Genomic DNA, 14,218 nt, shown 5'->3' with positions numbered 1-14,218 from the left:
TAATTTTTTCAAGTGCTGGGCTTAGTTTATTTCTTCACTTTTGCAGCCGTATTGGCCATATAAAATTTCTTGCTCCCTAAATATTTGCGTCTTCAGAAATAATAGGCTAAACCCAGCAAGCTAATGCCACTTGAACCACCAAAGACTGGAGCTAAAACTAAAGGTAATTGGTTTTTAAAATTAGACAAGGTGTAATGAAAGGTTTTTTGACCTAAATTAATCCCGTTTTCATAATAATTTTGAAAATTTACTTGAATATACAGTTTGCCTAATAAATCATTAGCACTAACACTTACTTCGGGTTGTTCAATTTGTTTATAATCATCTGCAAATTGCACTAGTGATTGTAACCGGGGTTGATTCTGATTTAAAATGGTTGTAATTTCAGATGGACTTAATTCCTTGAAAACTGCATCTTGATTTAACTCTTCAAAGTTAGCTTTGAATTCAGTAGTAAAAGTCGTGTTAACAACTAAAGTGATTTCAGGCACTTCAATCACTTGATTATTTTGTGGCACATTATCAATGTATCCGTGCAGAATTTGTAGGTTTTTTAAAACAATCGTGCCACTAATATGATCCACTGATATTGAATCGTTTAATTTGGTTGCTGGGTTTAAAATTGCCTGAGTTAAAGGATCAGCAAAAACTGAATTTAAAAATAATAACCCATTGCCCTTTTTTAGCATTTCATTAAATTCTGATTCGGTAAATGATTGATTCTGCAGTGCTGTTTGGAAGTCAAATAATAATTCAGAAACTGATGGTTTAGCTCCAAATCGATTTTGTAATCAAGCAATAATAACGGTGTTGTTATTGGGTAATAGTTCGGTTGAACTAACTGCGAAAGGTAAAACAATATCAGCCACCATTAAGGTGGGTCCAATTTTCCCTTCAGCTCATGGGGTTAAAATACGAATTTGGCTTAAACGTAATTCGTTACCACTTAAACTAATGTTGCCAATTTGGCCCACTGGACCAATGATGTTATTAGTATCTGAACCATTAGTTAAAACCGAATTAGTTGCATTGCGTAAGTGATAAACTTTTTCGTTTAAAAATTGTTGGAAGGTGAAATTTGGATCAGCTTGAGTTCCCAATTGTAAACCTAACCGAGTCAATAATAAACTTGGGGGTTGGTTTAAAATGTCTTCGTAATCAGTTAACGGATTCCGAATAAATTCGGTATTTGCTCCGGTATTTAGATACCAAATTTCTGCGACTTCAATTTCATAGTCTGGGACAACCGGACTGTTATCGTCAGTGGTGTTGGCATATAAAGCAAAAATTAGTTTATTGACTTTTAAAGTCCGTTCCCCGTTAGAAATTTCAATCTCAGTCGGATAAGCAATTGTGGTGTCATATGATCCGCCATATGGCACATTGTTCGCGGTGAAAGTACTAATTCAGGCTTGCTGAATCGAACGTCAGCGGTGGGAGGCGCGCACCGATAAATTTTTCCGATTGGCAGTTAAAAATTCTAAATCGGCTTTCATGGTCGCTGCATCAACATCATGTCATAATGGCGCTAATAAATTAGCGCTAAATTCGCCTTGACGTAATTGTTCAGGCACAATCTGGTTGGCATACTTTTTAAAGGTTACGGTTGTCCCGTTCCGTAAAAAATTCACATAAATGAAATCATTAACCGGATGTAGCTCTGTGCCCCCATTGGCTAAATAGTTCACAATGTGGGGTTTACGAATAATCAAAATCGAAGAATCTAAAGTGGATGCTTCAATTCGTTCAGCAATGAAATAAGTGCGATTAACCCCACTGGATACAGCTGAGTTAACAAACGCTAAATAGTTTGGTAAATAGAAATAACCACTGAAATCGGTTTTTTGAACAAAATCATTACTTGATGATTTTTTTAATTCATTAATTCGGACTAAATCAGTTGGATTAATGCGGGCTGCATTATTATTAACCAATCATCTCCGGATTAAATTCGAACCAACTTGGGTGGTTTGGTGCACTAAGTTTGGCGTTTTTAACGCTGTAATCGCATCATCAACAACTTGTTTTTGTACAGGAGTAATTCCGGCTGCAGTGTAACTGTAGCCAAAATAGAATTTGGCATAATCATCTTTAAATCCAGCCGCAGAAGTGATATTAGCATTAACTTGGAAATTGGTTAAATATTTATTGGGTAAACTGTAAGTTTTTGCATCTGGTACCACATAGTCAACTGGAGCTTGACCAGCTTGGGAAACATAATTGGTCATGGTGATGGCATTGGCTTCAAACGTAATTGTTCCCGCAACTAAATCCACTTTCACTTTAGTTGGATCAATACGATAATGGTTTGCACTCACATTATTTGCATTGAAAGTTTTTTTACCAACATTTAATGCATCAATGTATGCGGGTGCTGAAGTTGGTGAACTAAAAATTTGCTCGACTTCCAGAACTGATTTGTTAGCCAATGCTGAACTAATTGATTTGGATCAAATAAAACTGTTAACAACTGGACTAGCATCCACTGTGTGTTCAGGCACATCATAAGTCACAGTGTCAAAACTATTCGCTTTTTGTCAATTTTTAAATTGTAAATTTTTGAAAGTCAGTTTACCGGTTGTGTTGTTAGTAACTAAACTTTCATTCAAATTAGTTTTTAAAGCAAAATTGTTTTTATTAATGTTTTGTAGACTAAACAAGTTCATGTCGGTTAAATTTAGATTATTATTGACAATTGCTTGTTTTAAATCATAGACATTCATTTGGTTTAAAACTTCTTGAATGGTTGTGGCTTTTTCGTTGTTAGGATCAACTTGAACTAAATTATTTGTTTGTAAATATTTTTTAATATTGCTAATTACTTCACTACTTGATTTTCAATTTAAAGCAGAAACCGGACGTTGACCTTGGTAGTTAGGTGAAATTGGAATTGTTAGATAAGTTGGTGGAATTCCTGCTACAGCTGTTTTATTGTCAGGTTGACCATTATTATATTTAATTCCGTTTAAAAAGTGATTTTTTAACCGGATATTGGTGAACCGAATTTGCCCATTATTAACGTTGGTAATGAAATTCTCATTATCAGTTACCAAGTCTGCACTTGTTAATTCATTGTTGTTTGGTTTATTTAAGACATTTAAAAATTGTTTTGGATTAGCTTTGAACAGCGCTTGAATTTCGTTGGGAGTTTTGCCAATTAAAACTGCATTTAACTGTTCTTGAGTTTTTCAGGTAACAGTTGTAGTTTGGTTAAATAAGTGTTCTCACAATACTGTAATGCGTTGTTCGGGAATACCATTACCAACTTCACCAGGAATTTTTACTTGTCATAATAAAGTTCCGTTGGCATCATTGGGGAACAAAGTGAAATATTGATCTGCATTTTGTTTATTAACTGATGATCATGTTGAGACATCAGTAGTTACCGCACCTAAATCAAAAATATTGCGAGCGGTAATGGCACTTGCTGGTTTAGAAATAATTTCTTTAAATAATGCTAATTTAGTTGGATCATTTTGAAAAGTATTTTCTACAAAGGTTTGTAAACTAGTATCATCGGCAATATTTCTTCCGATTATCGTGGTGTTAGTTTTTGGTAAACCAGTTCATTTATAAACAGCTGTTTTTAATTTAGTTGGGTAATTGAAACTAGTGCCATTGGCAAAAGTATAATCGGGAATTTCGACTTTAAATTGAATTGTGCCATCGACTTGGTTTTTAATAATGTCAGTAATTCATTGCGAATTAACTTCTGCTAATTGGTGTTGATTAGTTTCAATTTCAGTTTGTTGTTTTCCTGTAGTCATTTTGTTGCCCAAATAATTGGTTTTAAAAGCTTTGGCAATTAATTGGGCGTTAATACTACTGTAATCGGCTACTGTAGTAATTTTGGCTTTAATGCTTTTAGGAGCAGTATATTCTAATAAACCATTATTGACATTATTTGAAGTAAAATCTTCAAATTCACCACGCTCATTTTCTTTTTGAATTTGAGCCTGAGCAAATCCAGTTACAGTTTTATTAACCGTCACATCAATGGTAGGAGTACTATTATTTGCTGCGGTTGCTTGAGCATCATTTGGTTTAAATAACCGACCTTGACGAGAATAACCCGGTGAATAAACCCGGAATTTATAAGTTAATGACCCTGCTTCAGGATTATAAGTTAATTGCACATCATTTTGATTTAATCGTTCAATATAAATTTCATCAAATTTTTTGGTTGATTTCCAAAATTTATTTTTGCCATCTAAAATATCATCGGCCCGCACGTTTTGGGGGAATTTATTTTGGTACTCGGATAAATTTAGCTCACTAGAACTTGTTGATTCTACTTGAGTACTAAAATTGCTGTCTTTATCTAATTCGGTTTTAATTTCATCAACAACATTAAAGTAACTAGAATAATTGTATAAACCATTATTCATTACCAATGATGAAGTGTATGGTACTGGTGTATCTTTGGCCACTCCAAAACTACTGTCTCGACCAATATTAGAGACCCAAGTTACTGGTGATCCAATTGTTAAATTCACGATTGGCAGATCGCCAAAAATACTTCCAAAGTGCTTAATACTATTTTTAACTGTTCGGCTAACAACTTTTCCTTGTGCACTTTTGTTATAAAGATTAATTGGGTTTTCCGCATAGTTAGCCATTAACCCAATTTCACTCCGTCCTGATGGTGAAAAATTTAAACGCGCATTAAAGTTTTCATAGTTCCGCGCATCATAAAAAACATTGCCATCAAAAACGGGTGTATAGTCCACACCCCGTTCGGATTTAGCAAATGATTTAGCAGTTACTAAATAAGTGCGGAATGGTTTATAACGTTTGTAATAAGTTTGATCATTTTCATCAGTAAAACTCATTCGACCAGTAATATTATTTCTCGGAATATCGACTAATCCTTTTGTTCCTCAAAAACCAACTTTTTTTCCATTATTAGTTCCATTAATGAAATCTTCTAAAGTTGGTGCACCAGATGCTCGTTCATTTGAATTATATTGCCCTGTTCAGCTACTGTTTTCTTGCTTTCCAAAATCAGAAAGTTTGGGCACTTCTCATTGAATACCGCCCCCACTTAAACTAGTTGTACCAGCATACTGATCCTGATTAGCTGCTCCAGTACTGCCACTTCCAGATGTTGTTGTTGACGGTACTGTATTATCCCAATCATTTCCTTCTTCATTATCTCCCCGAGAATCTTGATTTTGTTCTAATAAACCAAAACCATTAAATGACCGAAATGAATAAACACTTAATAACGGCCGGGCAAAATTATAACCAGTCCGAATTCTACTTGTTCAACCATTTAGTCCCATAAAAGGAAAAATGGAATCGGGTTGAGGCACTAATAATTCCGCATTCGCATTAGGATTGGATTCATCATTTTTTTCTTTTGCTTTTGTAACGATTGCATCTTGAGCTGTTTTATATGCGGATTTTTTATAATCATCTAAACCAATGTATAAGTTAGCACTTTTTTGTTGGGGGGAAGTGGAGGAGTTAGAATCAAATGTCACATTAGCATTACTAAAAACCATTGGTGCAACAAGGTTGTTATTAGAAAAACTAAAGTATGGTCTCTTAGATCCCGAATCTGCTGTCGTCCCTGAACCAACAGTAATTCCTGTATCTAATTGATCATTACTATTTTTGTTTGGAACATCATTATAGTTTCCAAATGTTAATCCCCGAATTGGTCATGGGGATTGGCGTCAGCGTGCTACTTGTTCATCAGTGTATTGATAATCTGTACTACCTGTTTTTTTCTCACCAGAATTGTAAACATTGATCCCATACGGACCCCGAATAGTATGATCTTGAATACTTAATAAATTGGCACTATTGGCCGATGAACTTAACGAATATCATGGCGTTGCATAAATCCCCATTGGATCAGTTTCAGTCCCTGAACCCAATTTATTGTTACTCATGTTCAAATAGGCTAAATTAATTTTTAAAAAGTATTTGGGAATTTCGCGAATATTATTTGATGCAACATCGAAAAAGCGGGGAACATTTTCGCGGATTGGATTTGTATATTGTGCCTGAGCATTAGTTCTGTCTGTTGAACCTTCAGCACTAGTATCTTCGGGGTCTAAGACATATGAAGAGACATTAATCATTTTGTTCAAATGAGAATTGGATGCCAAAATTTTATAAAGTTTGGGCATATTATTTTTGTTAAATTTAATCTCATAGTCGCCAAAATGATTATTGGATAAATTAATGTTTCATAATGCACTCCAAGTGATATCTGGATTTAAGATTGCATCAATTTCAGTTAAATTTAGGTCACTTAAATCAAGTGATTTAACTTTCTGTAATTCGGTTTTAGCAACTTGGGAATTAACCCCTAAATCATATTTAGAAAGGCTTCCAGCTTGTTCGGTTGCTTTTAATGCATCTAATACCCGCGTTGCCAAGCGGGATAGTGGAAAGACATCAATAATTCGTTTAGAACTAGTATCATTTCATGATACATAATTAACAGTTGTTGCACCAGTTGCTGCTTGTTGGTTAGTTTTGTGGGTTTTAAGATCACGGCTAAATTGAGAATTCAATTGTGCCATTTGACTGATACTTAAACTGAAACTAGTTAAGGTGATTAGGCTGAAAATCATTCAATTATTTGGTCGGAAATTTTGAAACAGTAATTTTCGTTTGCGGTTCATAAAAAATTATTTAGTGTTAACTAATAAAAAACCAATCTTCATCCCTGATTTTAAGTAACGAAATTTGGTTAGACGAGTTCCAATCAACTGGGTTACTCCCTGTTTGCCTTTAAGCTTATTTAGTGATATATCAACAACGTTAAATGTTGGAATCTTTGATAATAATTCCGGACCTTAAAATTCAACCGGTTAAATCGAAGAACCCTAATTTTTCAATTAATGCTTTGGAGTTTTAAAAATTGCAAATTTATTATTTTTAGTAAACGCCAAATGCCCAAACCTTTATTAAGGTTTGGGCTTAAAATTTTAGGAGAGCAAATTAATTTATTATTTAATAAATTAATTTCATTATTGGCAGCAAAATTAGTGGTAAATAACCCCCCCCCGACGGATTTGCTAAATTAGACTGAGCCATAGAAATAACTCGGGTTTGGGTTGAATCAAATTTAGCATCAGCTAAATATTGATGATGCGCTTGTTTGGTCAAGTAAATTGCAACACTGAAACCAATGGTGGTTGAAGCCAAAATTCCAAAACTAATTAACCATTTAGTTGCTTGGTATCATTTGATTTGACTAGTTTGCAAAGAAAAATTCTTTTTGAATTCTGATGTCATTGAAAATAGCGTTAAATCTATACCATGACAACTTGTAACTGAAAAAAGAGTAAAAAGGAAGGATCTAACAATCAACTGATTTTACACAATCGATCTTTAGAAAAAAAGTTACAACAAGATTTTGATAATGAGTTTTTCACTGTGTGAAATTAATACAATTTTAACATAACCTTAATACCACTATGGTATTAAAATTATTTGCTAATTGCTAAGCCAATACATCAACTCCCAGATGATATAACCAATCTTGTGATATGCAGTTGGCCGATCCAAGAAAAAACCACAAGCTAAAAGCTTGTGGTTTTTTTGATTACTAATTTTTTCAATTGCTGGGCTTAGCTTATTTCTTTACTTTCACAGCCGTGTTGGCCATATAAAATTTCTTGCTCCCTAAATATTTCCGTCTTCAGAAATAATAGACTAAACCCAGCAAACTAAGACCACTTGATCCACCAAAAACCGGGGCTAAAACCAAAGGTAATTGGTTTTTGAAATTGGATAAAGTGTAATTAAAGGTTTTAGCCCCAAGATTAATTCCGTCTTTGTAATAATTTTGGAAACGCACTTGAATATACAATTTACCTAACAAATCATTGGCACTAACACTTACTTCGGGTTGTTCAATTTGTTTGTAATCATCAGCAAACCGGACTAGTGATTGTAATCGGGATTGATTTTGATTTAAAATGGTTGTAATTTCGGATGGACTTAGTTCATTTAAAGCCGCATCTTGTTTTAGTGTTTCAAAATTAGGTTCAAATGCAGTAGTGAAAGCTGTATTAACAACCAAAGTAATTTCAGGCACCTTAATAACTCGATCGTTCTGGGGAACATTATCAAGGTATCCATGCAGAATTTGTAGGTTTTTCAAAATAATTTTACCACTAATATGATCAATTGAAACTGAGTCAGTCAATTTAGCTCCTGGACTTAAAATTGCCCGAGTTAAAGGATCAGCAAAAACTGAATTTAAAAATAAAAGGCCATTGCCCATTTGTAACATTGCATTAAATTCTGTTTCAGTAAATGACTGATTCTGCAGTGCTGTTTGAAAATCAAATAATAATTCCGATACTGATAATTTAGTCCCAAACCGGTTTTGTAATCATGCAATAATGACAGTGTTGTTATTGGGTAATAATTCGGTTGAGCTCACTGCGAAAGATAAAACAATATCGGGAACAACTAAAGTGGGTCCAATTTTTCCTTCAGCTCATGGGGTAAGAATTTGAATTTGACTTAAACGCAATTCATTCCCAGTTAAACTAATGTTCCCAATTTGGCCAACCGGACCAATGACATTAGTTGAATCAGTGCCATTAGTTAAAACCGAATTAGTTGCATTACGTAAGTGATACACTTTTTCGTTTAAAAATTGCTGGAAACTGAAATTTGGATCAGCTTGAATTCCCAATTGTAAACCCAACCGGGTTAATAATAAACTTGGGGGTTGGTTTAAAATGTCTTCATAATCGGTTAAGGGGTTACGAATAAATTCGGTGTTGGCTCCGGTGTTTAAATACCAAATTTCGGCCACTTCAATTTCATAATCAGGAACTACCGGACTGTTTTCATCCGTGGTGTTGGCATATAGCGCAAAAATTAGTTTATTAACTTTTAAAGTTCGTTCTCCATTGGAAATTTCAATCTCAGCTGGATAAGCAATTGTGGTGTCGTATGATCCGCCATATGGCACATTGTTGGCGGTGAAAGTACTAATTCAGGCTTGCTGAATCGAACGTCAACGGTGTGATGCCCGGACCGATAAATTTTTGCGATTGGCAGTTAAAAATTCTAGATCGGCTTTCATAGTGGCTGCGTCAACATCATGCCATAATGATCCTAGTAAGTTGGCACTAAATTCACCTTGGCTTAATTGCTCAGGAACAGTTTGGTTGGCATACTTATGAAAAGTGACAGTTGTACCATTGCGTAAGAAGTTGACATAAATGAAATCATTAACTGGATGTAATTCAGTTGAGCCATTTGCTAAGTAGTTCACAATGTGGGGTTTGCGAATAATTAAAATGGAAGAATCTAAAGTTGATGCTTCAATTCGTTCAGCAATAAAATAAGTACGGTTAATTCCAGTGGGCACAGCTGAATTAACAAATGCTAAATAATTTGGTAAATAAAAATAGCCACTAAAATCAGTTTTTTTGACAAAGTCATTTGCTGATAATTGTTTCAATTGATTAATGCGCTCTAAATCAGTTGGATTAATGCGGGCCGCATTATTATTGACCAGTCATCTCCGGATTAAGTTCGAACCCACTTGGGTGGTTTGGTGGACTAAGTTCGGGGTTTTTAACCCTGCCACCGCATCATCAACAACTTGTTTTTGTGCTTGTGTAATTCCAGCCGCACTATAGCTGTAACCAAAATAAAATTTCGCATAATCATCTTTAAACCCAGATGCAGAAGTGATGTTCGCATTTACTTGGAAATTGGTTAAATATTTGTTGGGTAAACTATAAGTTTTTACTTCTGTAACCACATGATCCACTGGGTCTTGACCTGCAGTTGCAACATAATTAGTCATAGTTATTGCATTAGCTGCAAACGTAATCGTTCCCGCAACTAAATCAACTTGAATTTTGGTTGGATCAATTCGATAATGATTTTCACTCACATTGTTCGCGTTAAAAGTTTTTTTACCAACATTTAATGCATCAATGTAAGCTGGAGCTTGGGTTGGAGAGCGGAAAATTTGTTCGACTTCTAACACTGATTTGTTGGCTAAAGCCGAACTGATGGATTTAGATCAAATAAAACTGTTAACAACCGGACTAGCTTGCACACTATGTTCTGGGACATCATGGGTTAGTGTTGCAAAACTATTGGCTTCTTGTCAATTTTTAAACTGTAAATTTTTAAAAGTCAGTTGCCCGGTTGTGTTGTTAGCGACTAAACTTTCATTCAAATTAGTTTTTAAAGCAAAATTGTTTTTATTAATGTTTTGTAGAGTGAACAAGTTCATATCAGTTAAGTTTAGATTGTTATTAACAATTGCTTGTTTCAAATCATAAACATTCATTTGGTTTAAAACTTCTTCAATTGTTGTGGCTTGTGCATTATTCGGATCAACTTGAACTAAATTGTTTTTTTGTAAATAATCTTTAATGTTTTTAATGACTTCAGTTTCGGATTTTCAAGTTAATACAGAAACCGGACGTTGACCTTGGTAGTTAGGCGAAATTGGAATCGTTAAATAAGTTGGTGTAGTCCCAGCAGCTTGGTTTTCTGGCTGACCATTATTGTATTTAATCCCGTTTAAAAAATGGTTTTTTAACCGAATATTCGTGAACCGAATTTGACCATTATTGGTATTGGTAATGAAATTATTATCTTCAATTTCTAAATCAGCTGTAGTTAATTGGTTGTTATTTGGTTTGTTAAGCACATCTAAAAAAGTTTGGGGATTAGTTTTAAATGCAGCTTTAATATCTTCAGGCGTTTTGCCTAACAAGAAGTTATTTAATTGCGCTTGGGTTTTTCAAGTGACAGTGGTTGTTTGGTTAAACAAGTGTTCTCATAACACGGTGATCCGTTGTTCAGGAATGCCATTAGTTAAATCCCCCGGAATTTTCACTTGTCATAATAAAGTTCCATTCGCATCATTCGGAAACAAAGTGAAATAATCACTTGCATTGCTTGCAGTAACTGTGGTTCATGTTGACACATCAGTTGTTACCGCTTTTAAAGCAAAAATGTCTTGGGCCGTAATCGCACTGGCTGGTTTGGCAATGATTTCTTTGAACTTGCTTAACCGATTGGCATCATTCGCAAATGTAGTTTCCACAAACGTTTGTTGTCCGTTATCATCTGCAATATTTCTGCCAATTACTGTGGTGTTAGTTTTTGGTAAACCGGTTCACTTATAAACAGCCGATTTCAATTTAGTTGGATAGTTAAAACTGATCCCATTGGCAAAAGTGTAGTCAGGAATTTCAACTTTAAACTGAACCGTACCATCGACTTGGTTTTTAATGATTTCTGTAATTCATTGGGCATTCACATTAGTTAATGCATGCTGATCTTTTTCAATTGCGGTTTGTTGGGCATTGTTAACCATTTTATTACCCAAATAATTGGTTTTAAAAGTATTAGCAATGAGTTGAGCATTAACTTTACTATAGTCTGCAACTGTAGTAATTTGAGCTTTAGCACTTTTTGGAGCAGTATACTCTACTAAATTATTAGTTATGCTATCTGAACTAAAAGTTATAAATTCTCCCTGATCATTTTCTTTCTGGATTTGGGCTTGAGCAAATCCGGTCACAGTTTTATGAACTGTCACATCAATCGTTGGGGTATTATCTTTTTCAGCTGTTGCCTGATCATCATTTGGTTTAAACAACCGCCCCTGACGGGAATAACCCGGTGAATAAACCCGATATTGATAAGTTAGTGATCCAGCTTCAGGATTGTAAGTTAATTTCACATCATTTTGGTTTAAGCGCTCAATGTAAATTTCATCAAATTTTTTAGTTGATTTTCAGAATTTATTTTTTCCATCTAAAATATCATCCGCCCGCACATTTTGGGGAAATTTATTTTGGTATTCAGAAAGATTTAAACCATTAGTACTTGTTGCACTTACTTGAGTACTAAAATTAGTTTCTTGATCTAATTCGGTTTTAATTTCATCAACAACATTGAAATAGCTCGAATAGTTGTACAAACCATTATTCATGACTAATGATGAAGTATATGGAATTGGTGTATTTTTGGCAACACCAAAACTACTGTCACGATTAATATTAGAGACCCAAGTGACTGGTGAACCAACGGTTAGGTTGACAATTGGTAGATTCCCAAAAATACTGCCAAAGTGTCTAATACTATTGGATACACTGCTATTATTTTGAACCCTTCCATATCCTTTAAAAAGATTAATTGGGTTTTCAGCATAGTTGGCCATTAACCCAATTTCACTTCGTCCTGAGGGTGAAAAATTTAAGCGGGCGTTAAAGTTTTCATAATTCCGCGCATCATAGAAAACATTTCCATCAAAAACTGGGGCATAATCTGTGCCCCGCTCTGATTTAGCAAAGGATTTGGCAGTTACTAAATAGGTACGAAACGGTTTGTACCGTTTGTAATAAGTTTGGTGAGTATCAGATGAAAAACTCATTCGATCATTGGTATTATTTCTGGGAATTGTAACCAACCCTTTAGTCCCTCAAAACCCACTTTTTTCACCATTATTTGTTCCAAGAATGAACTCTTCTAAAGTGGGCGCGTTATTTGCTCTTTCATTTGGATTATACAATTCAGTTCAACTGCCATCTACTTCTTTTCCAAAATCTGACAGTTTGGGAACTTTTCAAGTAACACCTGTGCCCCCACTTAAAGTAGTGGTTCCAGCATAAGGATCAGGCATATTTTGTTGTGATTGGGAAGCTGTTGCACTATCTGCTCTCCCAGTTGATGCTGAAGTTTCTGTTGTGTTGTCCCAATCATTTCCTTCAACCCCGTTACCCCGAGAATCTTGATTTTGTTCTAATAAACCAAAACCATTAAAGGAACGAAACGAATAAACACTTAACAAAGGGCGGGCAAAATTATAGCCCGGACGAATGCCAGTGGTTCAACCATTCAAACCCATAAATGGAAAAATGGAATCGGGTTGGGGCACTAATAATTCCGCATTCGCATTAGGATTAGATTGATCATTTTTTTCATTAGCTTTGGTGATGATTGCCTCTTGAGCTTTTTTGTATCCTGATTTTTTATAATCATCCAAACCAATGTACAGATTAACACTTTTTTGTTGGGGGGAAGTAGAAGAATTAGAATCAAATGTGACATTGGTATTCCGGAACACCATTGGAGCGACTAAATTATTATTAGAAAAACTAAAATACGGACTTTTGCCACCCGTATCCGGATTAGTTCCAGTACCAATGGTTACATTTGTATCCAATTGATCACCATTACTTCGGTTTGGCACATCATTATAGTTGCCAAATGTTAACCCCCGAATTGGTCAAGGTGATTGGCGTCAGCGGGCAACTTGTTCGTCGCTGTATTTGTATTCAGTACTACTACCTTCTTTTTTGTCCCCAGAATTATAAACATTAATGCCATACGGACCCCGAATAGTAGGGTCTTGAATACTTAAAAGGTTTGCACTATTGGCGGATGAACTTAATGAATACCACGGTGTGGCATAAATCCCCATTGGATCGGCTTCAGTGCCTGAACCCAACTTGTTATTGCTCATGTTTAAATAAGCTAGATTAATTTTTAAAAAGTATTTGGGAATTTCGCGAATGTTATTGGAAGCAACATCAAAAAACCGGGGCACATTATCCCGAATGGGAGTTGCATATTGGGCTTGAGCACTTGTTCTGGTTTCACTGCCATCTGTTGATTGGTCGTACGGATCTTCGACATAAGATGAAACATTAATCATCTTGTTTAGGTGGGAATTCGATGCCAAAATTTTATAAAGTTTAGGCATCTTGGCTTTGTCAAACTTAATTTCATAATCACCAAAATGGTTGTTTGACAAATTAATGTTTCATAAACTGTCTCAAGTAATAGCAGGGTTTAAAATGGCATCAATTTCTGTTAAATTTAAATCACTTAAATCCAAAGATTTCACTTGTCCCAATTCTCCTTTATTGACTTGGGAATTAACCCCTAAATCATATTTGGAAGAACCCGCTGTTTCGGTCGCTTTTAGTGCATCTAATACGCGGGTTGCTAAACGAGATAACGGAAAAACATCAATAATCCGTTTAGAAGTATTATCAGTTCATGCGACATAATTAACAGCGGTTATTGCTTGTTGGTGTTGGGTTAATAAATGATGGGGTGATGATTGGGGATAATGTTGAGTCATTTGGTTAATGCTCAAGCTAAAACTCGTTAGAGTTACTAGTCCTAAAATGAATAAATTGGGATTCCATTTTTGCTTATTAAGAATTTTTAGTTTGGTGTTCATAGCAAA

3 protein-coding genes are annotated in these 14,218 nt (G+C 34.9%); all 3 read right to left on the bottom strand.

The genetic code is table 4. The annotated features are described in order from the left end of the window. Positions 1 to 26: 26 nt before the first annotated feature. The gene (locus NPA10_RS01400) at positions 27 to 6,641 is read right to left on the bottom strand and encodes a hypothetical protein (protein ID WP_256547758.1); all 6,615 of its coding nucleotides are present in this window, start codon (positions 6,639 to 6,641) and stop codon (positions 27 to 29) included. Between the two features lie 331 nt (positions 6,642 to 6,972). Then, complete coding sequence (locus NPA10_RS01395) at positions 6,973 to 7,257, bottom strand: hypothetical protein (RefSeq protein WP_256547757.1); 285 nt, start codon at positions 7,255 to 7,257, stop codon at positions 6,973 to 6,975. 340 nt (positions 7,258 to 7,597) lie between these two features. Next, positions 7,598 to 14,212, bottom strand: coding sequence for a hypothetical protein (locus tag NPA10_RS01390; RefSeq protein WP_256547756.1), 6,615 nt, complete (start codon positions 14,210 to 14,212; stop codon positions 7,598 to 7,600). Between the last annotated feature and the right edge of the window lie 6 nt (positions 14,213 to 14,218).

It is taken from the genome of Mycoplasmoides fastidiosum (assembly GCF_024498275.1).
GTDB classification, from domain to species: domain Bacteria; phylum Bacillota_I; class Bacilli_A; order Mycoplasmatales; family Mycoplasmoidaceae; genus Mycoplasma_N; species Mycoplasma_N fastidiosum.
The sequence above is the reverse complement of the archived record's forward strand: the minus strand, read 5'-3'. Positions and strand labels throughout refer to the sequence as shown.